Annotated in this window: 19 protein-coding genes; 16 read left to right on the forward strand and 3 right to left on the reverse strand. The window is 40.5% G+C overall.

The window, feature by feature from the left end:
* Positions 1–90: 90 nt before the first annotated feature.
* The 8 genes from HNR53_RS16725 (at position 91) to HNR53_RS16760 (ending at position 9,786) form a co-directional block, all read left to right on the forward strand.
* Positions 91–1,278, forward strand: a complete 1,188-nt coding sequence (locus HNR53_RS16725; RefSeq protein WP_184528085.1) for a CaiB/BaiF CoA transferase family protein — start codon at positions 91–93, stop codon at positions 1,276–1,278.
* Positions 1,279–2,142 (forward strand): 3-hydroxyacyl-CoA dehydrogenase, encoded by an 864-nt coding sequence (locus HNR53_RS16730; RefSeq protein ID WP_184528087.1) that lies wholly within the window; start codon positions 1,279–1,281, stop codon positions 2,140–2,142.
* Positions 2,143–2,159: 17 nt separating this feature from the next.
* The gene (locus tag HNR53_RS16735; RefSeq protein ID WP_184528089.1) at positions 2,160–3,308 is read left to right on the forward strand and encodes an acyl-CoA dehydrogenase family protein; all 1,149 of its coding nucleotides are present in this window, start codon (positions 2,160–2,162) and stop codon (positions 3,306–3,308) included.
* A gap of 94 nt (positions 3,309–3,402) precedes the next feature.
* Positions 3,403–4,167 (forward strand): electron transfer flavoprotein subunit beta/FixA family protein, encoded by a 765-nt coding sequence (locus HNR53_RS16740; protein ID WP_184528091.1) that lies wholly within the window; start codon positions 3,403–3,405, stop codon positions 4,165–4,167.
* A 25-nt stretch (positions 4,168–4,192) separates the two neighbouring features.
* A complete protein-coding gene (locus HNR53_RS16745; RefSeq protein WP_184528093.1) occupies positions 4,193–5,164 on the forward strand; it encodes an electron transfer flavoprotein subunit alpha/FixB family protein in 972 nt (323 codons plus the stop codon).
* 177 nt (positions 5,165–5,341) lie between these two features.
* Positions 5,342–7,408 carry a (Fe-S)-binding protein gene (locus HNR53_RS16750; RefSeq protein WP_184528095.1) on the forward strand — a complete coding sequence of 689 codons (2,067 nt, stop codon included), beginning with the start codon at positions 5,342–5,344 and terminating at the stop codon, positions 7,406–7,408.
* 55 nt (positions 7,409–7,463) lie between these two features.
* A complete protein-coding gene (locus tag HNR53_RS16755) occupies positions 7,464–8,240 on the forward strand; it encodes an enoyl-CoA hydratase/isomerase family protein (RefSeq protein ID WP_184528096.1) in 777 nt (258 codons plus the stop codon).
* 280 nt (positions 8,241–8,520) lie between these two features.
* Positions 8,521–9,786, forward strand: coding sequence for an MFS transporter (locus HNR53_RS16760; RefSeq protein ID WP_184528098.1), 1,266 nt, complete (start codon positions 8,521–8,523; stop codon positions 9,784–9,786).
* A 204-nt stretch (positions 9,787–9,990) separates the two neighbouring features.
* Here the strand turns inward: HNR53_RS16760 and HNR53_RS16765 are convergent, their stop codons facing one another.
* Positions 9,991–10,395, reverse strand: a complete 405-nt coding sequence (locus HNR53_RS16765; protein ID WP_184528100.1) for a carboxymuconolactone decarboxylase family protein — start codon at positions 10,393–10,395, stop codon at positions 9,991–9,993.
* Positions 10,396–10,517: 122 nt separating this feature from the next.
* Positions 10,518–11,387, reverse strand: coding sequence for a LysR family transcriptional regulator (locus tag HNR53_RS16770; protein WP_184528103.1), 870 nt, complete (start codon positions 11,385–11,387; stop codon positions 10,518–10,520).
* 343 nt (positions 11,388–11,730) lie between these two features.
* Between HNR53_RS16770 and HNR53_RS16775 the strand changes: the two genes are divergently transcribed.
* The 7 genes from HNR53_RS16775 to HNR53_RS16805 all read left to right on the forward strand — a co-directional run bounded on the left by HNR53_RS16775 (position 11,731) and on the right by HNR53_RS16805 (position 17,027).
* Positions 11,731–13,050, forward strand: a complete 1,320-nt coding sequence (locus HNR53_RS16775) for a GntP family permease (RefSeq protein ID WP_184528105.1) — start codon at positions 11,731–11,733, stop codon at positions 13,048–13,050.
* 134 nt (positions 13,051–13,184) lie between these two features.
* Entirely contained in the window at positions 13,185–14,021 is an 837-nt protein-coding gene (locus tag HNR53_RS16780; RefSeq protein WP_184528107.1) for an NAD(P)-dependent oxidoreductase, read from the forward strand.
* Positions 14,022–14,077: 56 nt separating this feature from the next.
* Positions 14,078–14,170, forward strand: a complete 93-nt coding sequence (locus HNR53_RS23690) for a sigma 54-interacting transcriptional regulator (RefSeq protein WP_425488707.1) — start codon at positions 14,078–14,080, stop codon at positions 14,168–14,170.
* 6 nt (positions 14,171–14,176) lie between these two features.
* The gene (locus tag HNR53_RS23490) at positions 14,177–14,389 is read left to right on the forward strand and encodes a helix-turn-helix domain-containing protein (protein ID WP_184528110.1); all 213 of its coding nucleotides are present in this window, start codon (positions 14,177–14,179) and stop codon (positions 14,387–14,389) included.
* Positions 14,390–14,746: 357 nt separating this feature from the next.
* Positions 14,747–15,796 carry a zinc-binding dehydrogenase gene (locus tag HNR53_RS16795; protein ID WP_184528112.1) on the forward strand — a complete coding sequence of 350 codons (1,050 nt, stop codon included), beginning with the start codon at positions 14,747–14,749 and terminating at the stop codon, positions 15,794–15,796.
* A 7-nt stretch (positions 15,797–15,803) separates the two neighbouring features.
* Positions 15,804–16,151, forward strand: coding sequence for an aldehyde dehydrogenase family protein (locus tag HNR53_RS16800; protein WP_184528216.1), 348 nt, complete (start codon positions 15,804–15,806; stop codon positions 16,149–16,151).
* A 96-nt stretch (positions 16,152–16,247) separates the two neighbouring features.
* Positions 16,248–17,027, forward strand: a complete 780-nt coding sequence (locus HNR53_RS16805; protein ID WP_184528114.1) for an acetoin reductase — start codon at positions 16,248–16,250, stop codon at positions 17,025–17,027.
* 98 nt (positions 17,028–17,125) lie between these two features.
* On the opposite strand, the gene HNR53_RS16810 is transcribed toward HNR53_RS16805, so the two are convergent.
* On the reverse strand, positions 17,126–18,904 hold the full coding sequence (locus HNR53_RS16810) for a sigma-54-dependent Fis family transcriptional regulator (protein WP_184528116.1): 1,779 nt from the start codon (positions 18,902–18,904) through the stop codon (positions 17,126–17,128).
* Between the two features lie 596 nt (positions 18,905–19,500).
* Here HNR53_RS16810 and HNR53_RS16815 point away from each other — a divergent pair.
* Positions 19,501–20,436 carry an alpha/beta hydrolase gene (locus tag HNR53_RS16815; protein WP_221452368.1) on the forward strand — a complete coding sequence of 312 codons (936 nt, stop codon included), beginning with the start codon at positions 19,501–19,503 and terminating at the stop codon, positions 20,434–20,436.
* The last annotated feature ends 17 nt before the right edge of the window (positions 20,437–20,453 follow it).

The following is a 20,453-nucleotide window of genomic DNA, read 5'->3' on the forward strand; positions in this document are numbered from 1 at the left end:
AAATTTTGAATCATGTGATTTTTTACCTTTCGTAATGATACTAACCTAATGTATGATATATGAAACAACGTTTCGCAGGGGGTTTTTTAAATGGTCGGACCATTAAAAGGAATTAAAGTATTAGAACTTTCAAGAACACTTGCAGGACCTTTTGCTAGTATGCAGCTTGCAGATATGGGAGCAGAAGTGTTAAAGGTTGAAAATCCGGAGCTTGGGGATGAAACACGCAGTTATATTCCACCCGAATTAAATGGTGAATCTACCTATTTTATGAGTCTAAATAAAAACAAAAAAGCCATTACATTGAACCTTAAAACAGAAGAAGGCCAAGCAATCGTCAAAAAACTAGTTGCTGAAGCGGATGTATTAATTGAAAACTTCCGCAACGGCACGATGGAGAAGTTTGGCTTAGGCTATGATGTTCTGAAAGAAATCAATCCCCGGCTTGTCTATTGTGCAGTCAGCGGATTTGGCCGTACGGGTCCAATGAAGAATGAGCCAGCCTATGATTTATTGATGCAAGGATTTGGCGGCTTAATGAGCGTAACGGGAGAATCGGGTCAAGCACCTGTAAAAGTTGGTTTTTCCATTATTGATTTAGCGACAGGACTTTATGCCTCACTTGGAGTTATGCTGGCTTTATTTTCCAGAGAAAAGACAGGGAAAGGACAATATGTAGAATCCTCCCTATTAGATACAGTTGTATCATTATCGAACTATTTAGGACAGGGCGTATTAGCCACTGGCAAAGCACCGGGACGCTACGGATCGGCGCATCCGACACTTGTTCCGTACCAGGCTTTTGAAACAAAGGATGGCTACGCTATTATTGCCGTTCCAAATGATGGATTATGGAGAAAAATGTGTGATGCCCTGGAGCTTACAGAATTAAAGGATCATCCAAAATATGCAGTGAATGTGAATCGCGTAGCCAACCGTGAAGAATTGGTCGGAATCCTAACCGATTATACAAAGCAAAGGGAATCATCTGAAATCATCGACAGGCTGAAACAAGCAGGTGTCCCAAGCGGTCCGATTAATAATATTGCCGAACTGCTCGAGCATCCTCAAGTTCAGGCCCGGGAAATGATCCAAGAGGTAGAGCATCCTACCATTGGTGCGTTGAAAATGTTAGGGATTCCTCTTAAGTTATCTGATACACCTGGATCAGTAAGAAAAGCACCTCCGCTGTTAGGCGAAAATACGGAAGAGGTACTAACGTTACTTGGTTATAGTAGTGAAGAAATTGCCAATTTCAAAGATAAGGGAGTTATTTAAATGGTTAAAACGATTGCGGTTATTGGTGGAGGAACGATGGGCCGTGGCATTGCTTACACGGCAGCGCTATCAGGGTTTGCAGTCACGCTGCAAGATATTTCAGAGGATGCCGCGAACCGTGCAAAAGACTATATTGAAAATCTATTCAATAAAAATGTGGAAAAAGGGTATGTGCAATCCGAACAGAGAGAGCTTGCGCTGAACAACCTGATCTTTACAACCGAATTACAGGATGCCGTGCAGAATGCTGATTTAGTGATTGAAGCGGCACTCGAGGTCATGGAGATCAAGATTGATATTTTTAAAAAGTTAGATGAATTTGCACCAGCACATGCCATTCTGGCCACTAATACTTCTACCATGAGTCCAACTGAAATTGCGGCTGCAACAAAGAGACCGGGGCAATGTGTCGCGATGCATTTCTTTAATCCGGTTCATCGGATGAAATTAATTGAAGTCATTAGAGGTTTGGATACATCGGATGCTACTGTTGCAGCAGTGAAGCAGGTTTCAGAAAAAATGGGAAAAGAAACAGTAGAAGTAAACGAGTTCCCAGGCTTTGTCACAAGCAGAATGAATTGTTTAATTGGAAATGAAGCGATGAATATGCTGATGGAAGGCGTTGCATCGGCTGAAGATATTGATAAAGCACTGAAATTGGGATTAAATCACCCAATGGGTCCGTTGGAATTGGCTGATTTAGTCGGATTAGACAGCCGTTTAAGAAATATGGAATATTTGTATCAAAATTTAGGAGAAAAATATCGTCCATCACCATTGTTAGTGAAGTATGTAAAAGCTGGCAGACTAGGGAAAAAATCAGGTCAAGGATTTTATCATTATAACGAAAATAACGAAAAATAGAAGGGAAAGTGATTGAAATGAACTTTGAATTATCGGAAGATATTAAATTTTTGAAAAGTAGTATTAAGGATTTTATTGATAATGAAGTCGATCCATTGGCAAATGAAATTGAAGAAACCGATGCAATTCCTGAAAAAATTATGAAAATGTCGAAGGAAATGGGATTATTTGGTCTAAGTATTCCAGAAGAGTACGGCGGTACAGGAATTGGCATGGTCGGCAAGTGTGCGATTTATGAGGAATTAGGCCGGACACATAATGGATATACAACGGTCATCGGTGCCCATACGGGAATCGGTTCTGTTGGAATTGTTGAAATGGGTAATGAAGAGCAAAAGAAAAAATACCTTCCAAAAATGGCGAGCGGACAACTGATTGGTGCCTTCGCATTAACTGAGCCAAGTGCCGGTTCACATGCGACGAATCTAAAAACAACGGCAGTGAAAAAGGGAGATAAATATATCTTAAATGGAAGCAAGCATTATATTACCAATGCTCCTATTGCAGATGTCTTCACCGTTATGGCTGTAACAGACCCATCAAAAGGAGCGAAAGGGATTACTTCTTTCATCGTGGAAAAAGATTTCCCAGGCTTTGTCGTTGGGGCACATGAAAAGAAAATGGGTCTTCACGGCTCACAATCTGCGGAAATTTTCTTTGAAGATTGTGAAGTACCGGTTGAAAATGTATTAGGTGAAGAAGGCCAAGGATATGTGAATGCATTAAAAATTCTTGCAAACGGACGTGCAGGATTAGCGGCGCGTAATCTAGGTTCTTGTGAGAAATTATTGGAAATGTCTGTGCAGCACGCCACTACACGTGTACAGTTTGGCAAACCAATTTTTGAACAACAAATCATTCAGCATTATTTAGCAGAAATGGCGCTTGAAATCGAAGCGTTAAGAAGTATGACGTATCGCGTAGCTTGGATGGTAGACCAAGGGATGAAGGTTATTAAGGAAGCAGCCATGGTGAAATTACTAGGTTCAGAGGTTTATAACCGTGTAGCGGATAGAGCGGTTCAAATCCATGGTGGAATTGGCTATATTGCCGAATTCCCAGTTGAAAGATTTTATCGCGATGCCCGCATTACGAAAATTTACGAAGGAACGTCTGAAATCCAAAAGAATATTATTGCAGCACAATTAAAAAATCAATATGCCTAATTAGATTAAGTGAAATGTCCATCAGTGGGAGGCTCCCTGCTGATGGAGGCTTAAGGCTCGCTGGAAATTTTGCAAGAATAGGAGGAACATAGCAATGAATATTTTAGTGCTGGTAAAACAGACTTTTGATACGGAAGAAAGAATTGCCATTCATAATGGAGCGATTAACGAAGATGGTGTAGAGTTTATCCTTAATCCTTATGATGAGTATGCGGTAGAAGAGGCGATCAAAATTAAGGAGGAATCCGGTGCTGAGGTTACCGTTTTAACAGTGGGACCAGGCCGTTCGGAGAATGTTTTGCGCACAGCTTTAGCAATGGGAGCAGATAAAGCGATTATTTTAGAATTAGAAGAAGCAGCAGACGAGTATACGTTGAGTAAATATATTGCCGCAGTGATTAAAGATGGGCAATATGATTTAATTTTAGGCGGCAACATGGCAGTGGATTCCGGAGCAGGTCAAGTAGCTATCCGCGTGGCTGAAGAAGTGGGAATCCCTCACGTATCGACGATAACTGGTCTGACACTTGAAGGAAACAAAGCGACAGTTGAACGGGATGTTGAAGGGGATGTGGAAATTGTTGAAGTGAATCTTCCATTCCTAGCGACGACTCAACAAGGGTTAAACGAGCCGCGTTATCCTTCTTTACCAGGGATTATGAAAGCGAAGAAAAAACCGCTTGAGCGTTTATCCGTAGAGGACCTGGAGCTATCTGATGTCGATGTAACCGTTCGAACTTCTGTTCAGGAGCAATATTTACCTCCTAAAAAGGAAGCGGGAAAAGTTTTGCAGGGAGAAATCAATCAACAGGTTCAGGAGCTGTTCCAGCTGCTTCGCAATGAAGCAAAAGTAATCTAATAAAACGATGAAGGAGGAAACGGCGATGAGTAAAAAAGTACTTGTTTTTGCAGAAACAAAAGATGGAAAGCTGCGTAATATTTCTTTCGAAGTAATAACAGTAGCGCAAAAGTTATCTGAAGGTGGAGAAGTGATTGTTTCCCTCTTCGGAGCAGGAGCTTCTCAATATGTGCAAGAAGTCAGTGAATACGGAGCAAATAGAATATATCTTTTAGAAGATGAGGCATTGTCTGCGTATACAACAGATGCCTATACGCAAGCTTTATGTCAATTGGTCGAGGAAGTTGCCGCAGATGTCATTTTGCTGGGACATACAGCGATTGGAAAAGATGTTGCCCCAAGAGCGGCTGCAAGATTAGGGCTAGGCCTCGTATCAGATTGTACAGGTGTAGATGTAGAGGATGGCAAAGCAGTCTTTACTCGCCCGATTTATGCAGGGAAAGCTTTCCAAAAGAAAGTATTTAATGAAGGAAAAATCTTTGCCACCCTTCGTCCCAATAACTTTGACGTTGAGAAAAAACCTGCCCAAGCAGAAGTTGTTTCATTCCAGCCGGTTATTAAAGATATTAGAACGGTTGTAAAAGAGATTGTTCGCAAAACTGCAGGCGGCGTCGACTTAAGTGAAGCGAAAGTAATCGTTTCCGGCGGGCGTGGTGTCAAGAGCGAGGACGGATTCAAGCCGCTGCAGGAATTAGCTGATGTATTAGGCGGAGCGGTTGGAGCATCTCGCGGAGCTTGTGATGCAGAATATTGCGATTACTCATTACAAATTGGACAAACAGGAAAAGTAGTTACACCTGATTTGTATATTGCTTGCGGGATTTCCGGTGCGATTCAGCATTTAGCTGGAATGTCCAATTCCAAAGTAATTGTCGCGATTAATAAGGACCCTGAAGCGCCCATTTTCCAAGCAGCAGATTACGGGATTGTCGGAGATCTTTTTGAAGTCGTGCCGCTTTTAACAGAAGAATTTAAAAAGGCACTTGTTACCGTTTAAATTTGAGTAATCGTATTGATTAAATAGATATTACATTTACATGATTAAAGGAGCTGCCCCAAAAGCAAAGCTGGGACAGCCCCTTGTTTCTTCAATATTATATACCTTTGCTGCTGTATATCTCATACATGCACTCTCCCAATAAAATATTTAAATGAACAATGGAGGATGAGCAACATGTTACAACTGCTGAATTTACTTGCGTTCCTTGCTGTAACAGGATATGCAGTATATTTGTTTATCAATCTTGTATACACCCGAGTTTTATTTATAAAGCTTGGAAAACAATCAGAATTTGAACCAAACTTGAAAGAACGAATAGGCACTGTATTAAGCAATGCCTTAGGCCATAAAAAATTATTCAAAGATAAGAAAAGCGGTCTGATGCATCTCGTCTTATTTTATACCTTTTTTATCATTCAAATCGGACTCATCGAACTCATTATCAAAGGCTTTATTAAAGGGTATGAATTCCCCTTCGACGAGGCGCATAAATATTTTAGCCTGCTGCAGGAATGGGCCACGTTCCTCATGCTGCTGGCAGTTGCCTATGGGTTTTATCGCCGCTATGGTGAAAAGCTGAAGCGATTGCAATGGAAGCGTGACGGGAAAGCGGCATTTGTCTATATCGCCTTATGTACGTTAACCTTATCGATTCTCATTGCATTAGGATTCGAAGCGATTATGTTAAATCATGAACCGAATCTTGTCTATGCACCATTCTCTGGCACCATTGCATTGTTGTTTTCCGGGATCGGCACAACAGCGGGAACGGTATTGTTTTACGTATTTTGGTGGACCCACATGCTGACGGTATTCAGCTTCCTAGTGTTTGTACCACAATCAAAGCAATTTCATGAACTATTTGCGATGGTCAATATCTTTTTCAAAAAGCAAGGCCCTGTTGGAAAATTAAAGAAGATTGATTTTGAAGATGAAGAAGCGGAAGAGTTTGGTGTTGGGAAAATTGAAGATTTTACCCGCCATCAATTAATTGATTTATACGCTTGTGCAGAATGCGGGCGCTGCACCAATATGTGTCCTGCTTCAGGTACAGGAAAAACACTATCGCCAATGGATCTGATGGTGAAAATGAGAAATCATTTAACAGATAAAGGACAGGCTGTGACTTCCCGTAATCCATGGATGCCGGGGAATATTTTCGGATCCTCGGCACTTTTTCCGGCGCTGAGTCCAGCAGAGCGCGAATCAGCGGCAGCCTTAGAAATGCCAAGACTAATTGGCGATGTCATTACAGAAGAGGAATTATGGGCTTGTACCACATGCCGAAACTGTGAGGATCAATGTCCGGTCGGGAATGAACATGTCGATAAGATTATTGATTTAAGAAGATATTTAGTGATGACAGAGGGGAATGTGCCGCAAGAGGCAACCCGCTATTTCCAAAATATTGAAAGACAAAGCAACCCATGGGGAATGAACCGCAAAGAACGGGTGAAGTGGCGCGAAGAGCGTGAGGATATTACGGTTAAGACGGTAAAGGAAACAGCAGAATTTGAGTATTTATTATGGGTCGGCTCGATGGGTTCTTTTGATAAGCGCAGTCAGAAGATCGTTCAATCCTTCGCGAAAATTATGAATGCAGCAGGGATTGAATTTGCGATTCTTGGTAATGACGAGCGCAATTCCGGTGATACTGCACGCAGAATGGGGAATGAGTTCCTATTCCAGCAATTATGCGAAGAGAATATTGCTAATTTTCAAAAATACGATGTAAAGAAAATTGTTACGATCGACCCGCATGCTTACAATACGTTTAAAAATGAATATCCTGAGTTTGGCTTGGAGGCAGAGGTTTACCATCATACTGAATTAATTTGGCAATGGATTCAGGAAGGGCGAATCAAGCCGGAAAAGGAAGTAACCGAGGCTATTGCTTACCATGATTCTTGTTATATCGGGCGTTATAACGACATCTATGATATCCCGCGGCAAATTTTGAAGTCCATTCCGGGTGTGAAGGTTTTAGAAATGGAACGCAACAAGTCAGACTCCATGTGCTGTGGTGCCGGTGGCGGCAGGATGTGGATCGAGGAAACCGAAGGGAAACGCATCAATGTGGAACGGACAGAACAAGCGCTGCGTCTCAATCCAACCACAATAGGCAGTAACTGTCCTTATTGCTTAACCATGTTAAGTGATGGCACAAAAGCGAAGGAAGTAGAAGAGCAAGTAAAGACATTGGATATCGTCGAAATTGTAGAACGATCACTCGCAATATAATATGTAGAAACTTGGATAATATTGGAGCTATTTCAAAAAAGAGAGGGAAAAGTTTATGGATTATCAAAATATTTTAGTAGAATTCGAGGACCGTATTGGCGTTATTAAGCTGAATCGGCCAGAAGTACGAAATGCTTTAGATGCCCAAACTCTGGCTGAAATGAGCCATGCTTTAGAGGCGCTGGAAAATAATGATGATATTGGTGTGATTGTGTTTACAGGGGCAGGGGAAAAGTCGTTTGCTGCCGGAGCCGATATTGGCCAATTAAGACAAAAACAACCGAAGGATGCCCTTGTACCGGGAATGTCCGGTCTTTACCAAAAGATTGAAAACTGTCAAAAGGCTACCATTGCGGCGATTAATGGCTATGCATTGGGAGGCGGCTGCGAGCTGGCGATGGCATGTGATATTCGCATTGCCGCAGACCATGCGAAATTCGGTCTTCCAGAGCTTAACTTATCGATTATTCCAGGTGCAGGCGGGACACAGCGATTGGCACGAATTATTGGCAAGGGAAGAGCCCTCGACATGATTTTGACGGGTGAACTACTGACTGCAGCAAAAGCAGAAGACATCGGGTTAGTCTCAAAGGCAGTTCCAATGGAGGAATTATGGCCAACCGCAAAGGAAAAAGCGGACAAGATTTTAGCAAAAGGTCCATTGGCTGTAAGATTAGCGAAGGTTGTCATTAATCGCGGCTTTAACTCCGATATGGAAACAGCACTCATGATTGAAAAACTGGCACAGGCTGTCTTGTTTGGCTCCGAAGATAAGAATGAGGGCACACAAGCCTTTCTTGAGAAAAGAAAAGCCGAGTTCACCGGAATATAAATCGTTCTAAGTTATTTATTTTATTAAGTGGTTTTGTTAACTATAACAGGCTTTTTTATTCCCAGATGAAGTAGGGTTAGTCCCCACCTCATCCGGGAATAGATAATAAATTTATATCACTATTATAGAAGAAGGTGGGAAATGGCAAAATGAGGCATTTTAACGAATAAGAAATGAAAGCGTTTCCCACTTTTGTTGAAAGGCTTATTTTTAACTTTATTCAGAAAAATTCTCCAGCTTCTATAAGCAGTGGGATTAAAAAAGAAAGAGGTGTGAATGAATGGCAAATTCTTCAGCTAGACCGCGTTTATGGATTATCGTATTTATTTCATCATTTCTGGGACTTATGGTAGATGCCATGGATATTCAAATGCTTGCTTTAAGTCTTCCTCTATTAAAGGAAGAATTCAACATGAACAATATTCAAGTGGGTTCACTTGGAACATGGACACTAGTTGGAATGGCTGCTGGAGGTCTGATGGGGGGCTGGTTGTCTGACCGACTTGGCCGAGTTCGAACGATTACTTGGTCGATGATTATTTTCTCAGTTGGTACTGCGCTGCTCGTGTTTACTCAAAGCTATGAACAGTTCCTCGCAATTCGTTTCATATCCTCGTTTGGCTTAGGGGCCGAATATGCTGTTGTCAATATGCTTATGGCAGAATATGTACCGACGAAACGCCGTACGACGATATTAGGTACATTGCAAGCCGGGTGGTCCGTTGGTTATTTGGTAGCTACATTATTGGCTGGCTCCATCCTACCGGAGTATGGTTGGCGTCCATTATTTTTAGTCGCTTTAGCACCTGTCGCCCTAGCTATTTATATGAGATTTACGATTCCAGAGCCGGAAGGTTGGAAGCAAAGCGCAAGAGAGAAGGCTATGTTGAAACAGAATGAATGGACAAGCATCTTTAAGGAATCTAAGGTAAGAAAAATGTTTATTTTGTGGTCAATAACATCTGTCCTTCTTCAGTTTGGCTATTATGGAGTGAATAATTGGCTTCCAAGTTATATTGTCAGTGATTTGGGCTATAACTTTAAGCAAATGACAAGTTATTTAGTCGGAACCTATATTGCGATGATTTTAGGGAAAATATTAGCGGGGTGGCTTGCAGATAAATTTGGACGTAAAGCTCTATTTGTCGCTGGAACCATCGGTACAGCTGCAGCAATACCGATTATCGTTTATTTCCACAGTCCGGCCAATATCGTCATCTTATTTACGCTATTTGGCTTCCTTATCGGGGTACCATATGCTGTGAATGCAACATATATGAGTGAAAGCTTTTCCACGAAAGTCCGCGGTACTGCGGTTGGGGGAGCCTATAATATTGGAAGATCGGGAGCTGCACTGGCACCGGTGTTGATCGGTGTAATCGCTACAAATTATTCGATTGGATTTGGTTTGTCTCTTATGGCAATCTCTTATGTATTATGCGGTATTGTCCCTGCGTTGTTTATTCGGGAGAAAATATATGAGCCGTATGTGGAGCAAGCCTCGAACAATACGGCTGATTCCAGTAATAATAGTGTGAATTATTAGAACTTTACAGGGCAAGGGGAAAGGTACCTTGTCCCTGTTTGTGTTCATAGGGGGACAAGGGGACAGGCACCTTGTCCCTGTTGGGGATTATTCAACTTCTATCAATAAAATTGCATAAAAAAAAGAGATTCTCATGTAAAATAGTTGCCGTCTCAAACAACATTTTACATAAGAATCTCTCTTGAACAAGCATGACGCAATTAATTAATTGTTTACTTTTACATCTCTTTGAGCAAAAACTTTTTTTGCGATCTTTAGTGCATTCAAGACACGCGGGAAGCCTGTATAAGGAATCAAGTGCACGATTGTTCCAATAATTTCCTTTGGAGTTAATCCAATGGTAAGTCCGACGTTGATATGCAGCTCCAATTGCGGCTCTGTTCCTAGAGTGACAAGCGAAGCGATGGTGCTCATCGTTTGTTGTTGTTTCGTTAAGCCCTCGCGTGAATAAATATCTCCAAAAGCAAATTCAACAATAAAACTTTCTAGATCAGGTGCAAGGTCTTTAAATGCGGCTACAATATCCGCGTGTGTTCCAATTTCCTTGTTATCTGTTACAGTAATCTCATTCATAATATCTAAACCACGTTGGTAACGTGTTTTTTCCATGTTATTTCCCCCTAAACATCATTTGTACTGTATTTAACAGAAATAACTATAACGCAGTTTTTGTTATTCGAAAAATACATATAGTTCATGCGATGCATTCCTTTTTTTCATAATTAACAAGGTCATTCCGCTGAAATGTACTTGATAAATTCACGAACTGCAGGGGAAGCGTGTTTCTTTTTTTTTGAAATAATTCCTAAATTCCAAGGAAAGCTCGGATGAAAAGGAATTGCCTTGATTAAATCTTGATCGACTTTATTTACAACTGGTTTTGGGAAAATCGAAATCCCTAAGTTTTCACCAACCATGCCGCTAATAAAACCCCACTCAGAAATCTCATAACCAATTTCCGGGTGAAAACCAGCTCGTTGGCATTCTTGGATAATAAGGTTATGAATATACGGATGCTTAAATAGAATGAAGGTTTCCTTCTGTAACTCTTTCATTTCAATTTTTTCCTTCTGCGCTAATGGATGGGAATGATGGACAAACAGCGATAGTTCGTCAAATACAAATGGAACAACATCAAATTCCTTTTCATCCACCGGCAGCATGACCACACCCAGATCTAATAGTCCGTCTCTGACTTCCTGTATAACCTTTTGTGAATCATCTTCAGAGATTTTTATTTTGATATCAGGGAATAGCTGATTAAATCCCTTAATGATTTTTGGGAAAAATAAAAAACCGATAATTGGCGGTATTCCAACTTTTATTTTCCCTTTTTTTAAGTTCATTAGATCATAAAGGTGGCTGGATAAATCATTCAGCGATTCCATAATCACCTCCCCTTCCGCCAAAACAATTTCCCCTGCATCCGTTAATTCAATTTTCTTTACGGAACGATCAATTAGTTCCATATTTAATTCTTCTTCCAAGCTTTTGACCACCTTACTGAGTGTAGACTGTGACAGGTGGAGGGATTTGGATGCTTTCGTAAAACTTTTGTATTTGGCTACTTCTATAAAGTAAGTAAGGTGACGTATGTCCATGAATGGTATCTCCAATCTATGAAAAATATGCATGTTTTTCATTCCAATAGTTCATTTTACTCATATTTAAATGGGATGTATACTAAAAGTGTGAACAATTTATGAACAAAAATATAAATGATAGGAGTGAAATGAAGAATCAATCATTTAAAAACAAAGAGCCTGAAATTACTGGGTACAACTAATGAAAGCGGTTTTAAAACGGATTTAAATATACAAAGTCAGGTCTTCAGGTATTGATAAATGGAAAGCCGAAATGTCCTAGTAAGATTATTTTGGCCGACCGTAAAATAAAACATTGCCTGCATTCCTAACAACTTGAGCATAAGGAGGTAGAAACTGCATGGATACATTGGGAATATTGGGGATACTCTTAGGTATAGTAACAATTATTCTCTTTATTATTAAAAAGTTCAGTATCATCATTGCTGCACCGATAGCGACCATTGTCGTATTGCTGTTTAACGATGTACCCATACTAGAGACCGTATTTGGCAAAGAAAATTCTTATATGACGGCACTAGCTGGGTTTGTTGCATCCAATTTCGCTATATTCTTATTAGGTTCCATACTCGCGAAATATATGGATAAAAGCGGGGCAACGGTTTCCATTGCCAATAAAGTATTGTCGTTGGTAGGAACCAAGAACCCGTACAACGCATTAGTGGCATTATTTATTATTTCTGCCATTCTTACTTACGGTGGTATTAATGTATTCGTCATCATATTTGCCTTAATTCCAATGGCTAAACCGATCTTCAGACAACTTAATCTTTCTTGGAAATTAGTCACTATTCCTGTGTTTGGCGGGACTTCAACGTTCACGATGACGATGCTGCCCGGGGCACCTTCATTACACAATGTTGTACCTTCAACTGCTTTGGGCACCACATTAACTGCTGCGCCGGTTATCGGAATCGTCACTTCCATTGCAGCCATTGTTTTCATACTTGTATTTATGAAATTCTCGTTGTCCAAAAGCTTGCGAAAGAACGAGACATTTCATGCGGATGAGAAGGTTGAAAGCAGTGATGAGACAACTAAACGTGAGATCCCATTATTTATTATCAGTTTACTGCCTATCATCGTGTTATTGGGCATAATACTAGTATTCAGTTCTGTGAAAAACATTATTATTGTCGCTCTGATTGTTGCGATATTAATGAGTGCTATATTATTCCGTAAACAAATACTTTCGCAAAAAGAGTTATTAAGCGAAGGTGCTAATGAATCGTTAGGATCAACGATTACAACTGGCAGTACCATTGCATTCGGCAGCATGGCTACAAGTGTTCCTGCGTTTAAGGGTGTATTTCAATTGATTCAATCCATTCCTGGGCCTCCCGTACTTTCATTAATGATTGGTACTGGTCTTATAGGTGGTATTACTGCTTCAGCTGTGGGAGCAATCGGCATTTCTGTTGCGAATTTTGCCCCTGTCTATTTAGAAATGGGATTAGATCCGGAAACGGTTCACCGGGCAATCGCCATCGGATCTGGAGCTCTATCCATTGTTCCATACTCTGGATTCTTGATAATATTTAACAATATAACGGGATTAACGATGAAAGACACCTACAAAAATGGATTTATCAGTATAAGTGTTACCCACTGGATCGCAATGGCCGTTATCGTTATCATGGCCCTCTTAGGCTTAGCTTAACGATCTAACTGCAGGGTATTCTTGTTGCGAAATATTCAACGCTAACGAGGCATTAAGAACTTTATCCTAAAGTTTTTATGTGAAAGATGTCATTACTATAAAAAAGATAGATAACAAAATAGGAGGAATTACACATGAGTAAAAAAATTGGATTTATCGGATTAGGAACAATGGGCTTCCCAATGGCAGTTAACTTAAAAAAAGCTGGTTTTGAAGTAATCGGTTATGATGCTTGGAAAGGTGTTTACGAAAAAGCAGAAGCAGCTGGTTTTACAATGGTAGATACAGTTAAAGAAGTTGCGGAATTAGCTGACGAAGCAGTCATCTCAATGGTTCGTGACTATGCCCAAAACGTAGATGTTATTTTCGGTGATAACGGTATCCTAACTGCACAAAACACTGCTGGTAAAACAGTAATCGTGATGAGTACACTTTCTCCAGATGCAATGAATGAATTAGGTGCTAAAGTAGAAGCTGAAAGTGGATTAAAATTAATCAGTGCTGCAGTTTCTGGTGGTGCATCAGGCGCACAAGCTGGTACTTTATCTATCATGACTTCAGGTGCTGAAGAAATCGTGAAATCATTTGCTCCATACTTTGATGCTATGGGTTCTAACACATTCTACTATGGCGCTGAAGCAGGTAACAGCCAGGTAGCAAAATTAGTAAACAATATGATTCTAGGTGTTAACATGAATGCTTTAGCTGAAGGACTTAAATTAGGTAAACACTATGGCTTACCCGAAGAAGAAATCTTAAGCTTATTAAAAGTAAGTACTGGCGACAGCTGGGTCGTTCGAAACTGGAGCGATGTTTCTGAATGGACAGCAGATACTGCTTTAGCCGTTTTACTAAAAGATTTAATCGCGACTTACAACGAAGGGATTAAACATAATATTTCAATGCCATTCAATGCCTTATCATCCACACAATTGTTTAACTCTATGGGAAAAGAAAAACCAAAAGCCTAACCTATACAATGCCGGTTCTCTGCAAAGGAACTCTTTTTCTTGATGAATTTGGTGATATGCCTTTGGATTTACAAGTTCAACTATTAAGGGTCATACAAGAAGAAGAAATTATTAGACTAGGTGAAACAAACGTATTCCATTGGATGTAAGAATTATTGCTGCCTCCAATAAAAATTAGTGATGGACAAAGACAAATTACCCAGCCAGAATCTAGTCCAGTAGAACAGGCAGAACTGGATTGGATTTTATCTGTGCTTGATCAAACAAACATGAATATTTCAAAAGCATGTAAGAAATTAAATATGAGCCGCAGTACAGTTTACAGGAAATTGAAGAAATATAATTATGAAATAAAAAGCATAAAGTAATTTGATTTAAAGTTGTTATTAGCCCTAATCATTTGATTAGGGTTTTTATTTTTGAACGAGAATAGTGTATCAAAAGTGGGAAAAGTGTATCGATTTTAAGACACCTTTCATTATCAGGTTTAATAGACTTAATAAGTTTGGTTAGTAAAAACTGTGTCAAAATTGGTACATATTAAATCATTAATTTTTACAGAAAATACTGAAAAATCAGTTTTTAATACTTGGCACGATTCTTGCAATATAAATAATCAGAAATACAAAAAAATAATGAATGATTCAAAGGAGGAACAGTTACTGGAATTCGAATGGTAAGTGTGAATTAAGCCTGAAGAACAATAAAATATGGAGGTTATGCATGTGAAAGCAGCTGTTTGGTATGGAAAAAAGGATATTAGAGTTGAAGAAAGAGCTCTGAAAGAAATGAAAGCTGATGAATTAAAGGTAAAAGTAGCATGGACAGGAATTTGTGGGACAGATTTACACGAGTATGAACACGGTCCCATTTTTATTCCTGCAGACGGTCCGGATCCTATAACTGGAGGCCAAGCGCCAGTCACTTTAGGACATGAATTTACGGGTGTTGTAGAAGAGGTGGGTTTCAATGTCAAGGATTTAAAAGCTGGTGATCGTATTGCTGTTTATCCAATCATAACAAAAGGTTTGCACAATCCAAAAGAGGATATCTTTGATGGGTTTAGTACGATTGGCTTAAACATAGACGGTGGATTTGCCGACTATGCCATAATACCAGAAAAAAATGCATTTAAATTGCCAGAAACATTATCGCTGGCGGAGGGAGCTTTAGTGGAGCCCGCTGCTGTAGCCGTTCAGGCCGTAAAGGAAGCTAATTTGGTTATTGGAGACTCTGTAGCTGTTTTTGGATCAGGACCAATTGGTTTACTTACGATTATGGCTGCTAAGACAGCAGGTGCCAGGAATATCATTGCTTTAGATGTTTCTGAAACTAGGCTCGAAAAGGCAATCCAATTGGGAGCAACTCATATCATTAACTCCATGAAAACAAATCCAGTCGAAGAAATAAGAAAAATTTGCCCGAATGGCGTTGATGTTTCTTTTGAAGTAGCAGGTATTGAAGCTACATTTAAACAAGCCATTCAATCAACGAAAATTAGAGGGTTGGTCACGATTGTATCCATCTTTTCAGGGAGTATTGAATGGAACCCGTTTGATCTCACAAATGGCGGCGTAAAGGTTATGGCAACGCTGGCATACGAACCGGTTACGTTCCAACAAACGATAGACTTAATTTCTACTGGACAATTGGATGTAAAGAAGGTAATTACATCCCAAATTGAATTAGATGACATTGTTGAGAAAGGAATTAAAGCTCTAATAAATGATAAATCACAGGTAAAAATTCTTGTTAAACTAAGCGGGGAAATGTGATAGATAAATATGTTCTGAAGAAACGTTCGGTCCTGTAGCACCATTGATTCGTTTCACTTCGGAAGAAGAAGCAATCGAAAAGGCCAATCATCCTGAATTTGGACTTGTAGCCTACTTCTTTACAAATGACCTTTCTCACACGTATCGGGTTTCCGAAAAGCTGAAATATGGCATGGTAGGCGTGAACGACCCCGCTCCATTTGCAGTACAGGCCCCATTTGGCGGCGTGAAGGAAAGTGGTATGGGGCGTGAGGGAGGCCGTTATGGTCTTGACGACTATCTTGATACCAAAATGGTTTTGTTGCAATTCGTTAAGGGACAAGGAGACAGGTCCCGTGTCCCAAAGAAAAGATAAAAATTTAATTAAGTTCGTCTCAAAAAAGTAAGATTTGTACTTTTAAATATAAAGGATTACTAATATTAAGTTTGTTAAATTAGGAGGAGAAATAGTATGACGAAACAAAAAGTAGCTGTCATCACCGGATCAGGTCAAGGAATTGGGAAAGGTTTAGCAGAACGTCTGGCGAAAGATGGATTTGCCATTGTGCTTAGTGATATTAATGAAACAACGTTAAGTGAAACAGAGAGAGAATTTCGAGATAAAGGGGTAAATGTCACTTCCTTGGTCGGCAATGTTGCTAAATTAGAAGATCAAGTTGCGTTAGTACAAAAAGCCGTTGACACATTTGGCAGTGTGGATGTATTTATTAATAATGCCGGAATTGAAGGACCATTAGGCCCGATTACTGACGTAGAGCCTGAAGGTGTCGATCGTGTTTTAGATATAAACGTTAAAGGGGTTATCTACGGAATTAAAGCTGCTGCGAACCAAATGAAAGGACAGGAAACTGGCGGAAAAATCATTAATGCCTGCAGCATCGCGGGTCACGAAGGATTTGAAATGTTAGCACCATATTCTGCATCAAAATTTGCAGTAAAAGGCTTAACACATGTTGCGGCGAAAGAACTGGCAAAATTTAAAATCACAGTGAACTCTTACTGCCCGGGTATTGTAGGAACATCGATGTGGGAACGTCTCGATGAGGAAATGATGAAATTTTTGGGAACGAAAAAAGGAGAGGCCTTCCAAAAATATGCAGAAGGAATTGCCCTTGGCCGCACGCAAACGCCTGAAGATGTGGCCAATCTTGTTTCCTTCTTAGCCTCCCCTGGCTCTGATTATATTACAGGGCAAAACATTCTAACTGATGGTGGTATGGTATTTAATTAAGGGGGACGGTTCCCGATCTCTTGTTTTAATCCAAATAATGGCTATTTGCAAAAGAAGAACGAAGGGACAAGGTGCAAGGCACCTTGTCCTACTTTCTGTTACTTTAGACTTTTGATATCATAGCCCATTTTTTTTAATTTTCGATAAAGGGTGCTGCGGCTCATGTTTAATTCTTTTACCGCCTTTGATACATTCATTTGCGACCGTTTCAACGTCGTGAGGATCCAATCCAACTCTGCCTGATTGACGGGGTTCAAGCTTGACTGTTTCGGTAAGCGCTTTTGTTTATGAATGTGTTTTGGGAGACTCTCAGGTGTAATGAGCCCGTCCGTTGAAAAACTGATTGCAAATTCGATTACGTTCTCCAGCTCGCGAATATTTCCCGGCCAAGAATGCTCTTGTAATATCTCCATGGCTTCGGACGAAATTTGATAGGGGCCATGGTATTTCTTCATTGTCAGTTTTTGAATAAAACGTTCGACTAGTAAAGGTAGATCATCGATCCGGCGGCGTAAAGCAGGCAGCTCAATCTGCATGACATTGAGCCGGTAATAAAGATCCTCACGAAAATTCCCCTGTTCAATTTCCTCTGGCAGGTTTTTATTCGTTGCTGCAATTACACGAACATCGATAGGGATACGTGTTTTGCCGCCGATTCGAATGATTTCCTGCTCCTGAATGACCCGAAGCAGCTGTACTTGTAACTCCAGAGGCATGTCACCTAACTCATCGAGAAACAGCGTTCCCTTATCCGCCATTTCAAACTTCCCAAGACTGCCCTTTGGATTAGCCCCTGTAAAGGCACCCGCCACATAGCCAAAAAGCTCACTCGGCATTAAATCCTTCGGTATCGCAGCACAATTCAGAGCGATAAAAGGATGATCCGAACGATGGCTGGCTTGATGAATCGCGCTCGCTACTAACTCTTTCCCGGTGCCGCTTTCCCCCGTAATCAGAACGTTTGAATCATTTGAAGCAGCAACTTGAGCTAAATGAATCGTGCTCTTAAATGCTTTTGATTGACCAACCAAGCTTTGAAAAGAGTACTTGGCATAGTGAGTATGGCTGGCAGCTGCAGGGCTCGTGCTAGTCTTTTTCTCTAAAACAGCAATAAAACCGATAAATCGGCCGTACCATAAAATTTTTTTATACTTGGCCTCATATGGACTGTTATGAAGCGTGACGTTATCCTCCCACTCGTTTTTCGGAGCTAATGCATTATTTTCTGCTGTCAACGACATTAAAGATGTGATTTCATCGATTTGCGCATCGCTGTTTCTCTTTATAATTTTTCCCTTTGTGTCACATAAGACAACGATTTGGTTTTTCCATTTATTAACCGCTTCAAGGTAAAGGTTATACATCATTTCATGTGCATGGTAGTAATGATGAAAAAGAATCCGCTCGATTTGATTCACGATATCGAGGGTTTTTACCATGCTGAGCGTATGGTAACTATCACTAGTTGTTGAAAGATTGATGACTCCGATTAATTCACTCGTAAGCGGATCCAAGATAGGCGCTGATGAGCATACCCAATCATGGCAGTTATGAGAAAAATGTTCGGAAGAAAAAATTTGCACAGGCTGTTTCAAAATGATGGAGGTACCAATGGCATTTGTTCCGGCCCACCGCTCCGACCACTTAGCCCCGTTGTTGGCATTCACTGATTTTCCTATATGACGGGCTACAGGCGGAGCTCCAAAACTATCTATAATAATGCCATCACTGTCACAAAACAGGAGTACATGTTTATCATGATAAAGCTCTTGCTCCGCCTGTTTAAGTACTGGCTGTGCTAGATGAAAGAGTTCATTATTCCCCCTTATATCTTTGAGTTCATCTTCAGAGATGTTTTTAACTGATCCTTGAATCATCGGATTTAGCTCCTTATATTGCCTGCACCGATTCCAGGATTGCCAAATGACATCCCTTACTTCAGTTAATCCCGTAGGCTGATCCCTAAGTTGAGATGGATTAAAGAAAAAACTTTCCCAGTTTTCACGATATTTTATTTTGAGGAGATCGATATCATTTTTTGATACCGGGTCTGAAAAAGGAACAAGGGGCATATAGCACTCACCTCCAAATTATTCTGAATATTACCAATTTACATATTAATAAAGAGAAAATCAACTATTGTAAATGAGGGCGAATGATAGAAAATTTTTTGAATGAAATGGTTTTTATTATATCTACCATAGCTAGTGTAGCAAAAATGAGACAAATTGTCACAAAATTGGGAATAGTTTAATAAATAGAGGTTTAGTGATGTAATTTTCAAAAATAAGTGTTTCAAAGTTGCAACACTTAAAAGTGTATATTTTTAAAAAAGGGTTGAAAATACAGCCAAATTCAAGTTGGCACGGTACTTGCATATTAAATAAGTGAAACATCAAAGAATTGAAACCGCATTCTGGGTGCGAAAAAAATTCAATCAAGATGCTAAACGAATTAAGGGGAGGAATTAATCATGAACTCAATGGAACAAACATCTAACACTGTATCAAAGGAAGCTGATTTCTTGCGTGCCCTATATCAAGATTGGAGCGACCGTATGGTGGCCAATCCGAATATGACAATCGCAGATTTCCGCAGTCTTTTTGATGAATGGGAAAAACCTACACTAGAGCCTGAAGGTGTGACCTATAAAAGTGACACTGTCGGCGGTATTGATGTGGTCTGGGCATATCCAATCGGATGCGATAAATCGAAAGTATTAATTTACACACACGGAGGCGGGTTTGCTGTTGGTTCTTCATCAAGCCACCGCAAACTGGCTGGTCATATGGCTAAGGCATTGGGCGTCTCTTCTATCGTATTGGATTACCGCCGCAGCCCGGAAAATCCTTTCCCGGCACAATTAGAGGATGCAGCTGCTGTTTACCAAGCGTTGCTTGCATCAGGCATTCATGCCAAGGATATCGGTACAATCGGCGATTCTGCCGGTGGAAACCTTGCTGTAGCATCCGTGTTGAAATTCCGTGAATTGGGTCTTGAACTTCCAGGATTCGTGATTGCCTTCTCGCCGTGGCTTGATATGGAACTGACGGGCGCAACACTTGAAAGTAACGATGCGACTGATGCGCTAATCACTGTCCCCTTGCTTCAAGGAATGATTGCTATGTTCACTGGAGGTGACAGCACGAAGGTTCGTGACCCATTAGCTAATCCATTGCACGCTGATTTCAACGGTTATCCGCCGCTTTACATTAACGCGGGTGGAGCAGAATGCCTGCTTGACGATGCACGCCGCCTGCATGACCGTGCCCTTGCTGCTGGTGTACAAGCTACACTATCCGTTGTCGATGGCATGCAGCATGTATTCCCATTCCTAGCTGGACGCGCTCCTGAAGCGGATAAGGAAATCGAAAGAATTGCTGCTTGGTATAAGACATTACAAAAATAAGGAATGTTCTTGCAAAA

Source organism: Bacillus benzoevorans, from assembly GCF_014207535.1.
Taxonomy (GTDB): domain Bacteria; phylum Bacillota; class Bacilli; order Bacillales; family Cytobacillaceae; genus Bacillus_BD; species Bacillus_BD benzoevorans.

Excerpts from the sequence above, each read along its gene's own strand:
- HNR53_RS16725 (WP_184528085.1), top strand. The coding sequence starts at position 91 with ATGGTCGGACCATTAAAAGGAATTAAAGTATTAGAACTTTCAAGAACA.
- HNR53_RS16730 (WP_184528087.1), top strand. The coding sequence starts at position 1,279 with ATGGTTAAAACGATTGCGGTTATTGGTGGAGGAACGATGGGCCGTGGC.
- HNR53_RS16735 (WP_184528089.1), top strand. The coding sequence starts at position 2,160 with ATGAACTTTGAATTATCGGAAGATATTAAATTTTTGAAAAGTAGTATT.
- HNR53_RS16740 (WP_184528091.1), top strand. The coding sequence starts at position 3,403 with ATGAATATTTTAGTGCTGGTAAAACAGACTTTTGATACGGAAGAAAGA.
- HNR53_RS16745 (WP_184528093.1), top strand. The coding sequence starts at position 4,193 with ATGAGTAAAAAAGTACTTGTTTTTGCAGAAACAAAAGATGGAAAGCTG.
- HNR53_RS16750 (WP_184528095.1), top strand. The coding sequence starts at position 5,342 with ATGTTACAACTGCTGAATTTACTTGCGTTCCTTGCTGTAACAGGATAT.
- HNR53_RS16755 (WP_184528096.1), top strand. The coding sequence starts at position 7,464 with ATGGATTATCAAAATATTTTAGTAGAATTCGAGGACCGTATTGGCGTT.
- HNR53_RS16760 (WP_184528098.1), top strand. The coding sequence starts at position 8,521 with ATGGCAAATTCTTCAGCTAGACCGCGTTTATGGATTATCGTATTTATT.
- HNR53_RS16765 (WP_184528100.1), bottom strand. The coding sequence starts at position 10,395 with ATGGAAAAAACACGTTACCAACGTGGTTTAGATATTATGAATGAGATT.
- HNR53_RS16770 (WP_184528103.1), bottom strand. The coding sequence starts at position 11,387 with ATGGACATACGTCACCTTACTTACTTTATAGAAGTAGCCAAATACAAA.
- HNR53_RS16775 (WP_184528105.1), top strand. The coding sequence starts at position 11,731 with ATGGATACATTGGGAATATTGGGGATACTCTTAGGTATAGTAACAATT.
- HNR53_RS16780 (WP_184528107.1), top strand. The coding sequence starts at position 13,185 with ATGAGTAAAAAAATTGGATTTATCGGATTAGGAACAATGGGCTTCCCA.
- HNR53_RS23690 (WP_425488707.1), top strand. The coding sequence starts at position 14,078 with ATGCCTTTGGATTTACAAGTTCAACTATTAAGGGTCATACAAGAAGAA.
- HNR53_RS16805 (WP_184528114.1), top strand. The coding sequence starts at position 16,248 with ATGACGAAACAAAAAGTAGCTGTCATCACCGGATCAGGTCAAGGAATT.
- HNR53_RS16810 (WP_184528116.1), bottom strand. The coding sequence starts at position 18,904 with ATGATTCAAGGATCAGTTAAAAACATCTCTGAAGATGAACTCAAAGAT.
- HNR53_RS16815 (WP_221452368.1), top strand. The coding sequence starts at position 19,501 with ATGAACTCAATGGAACAAACATCTAACACTGTATCAAAGGAAGCTGAT.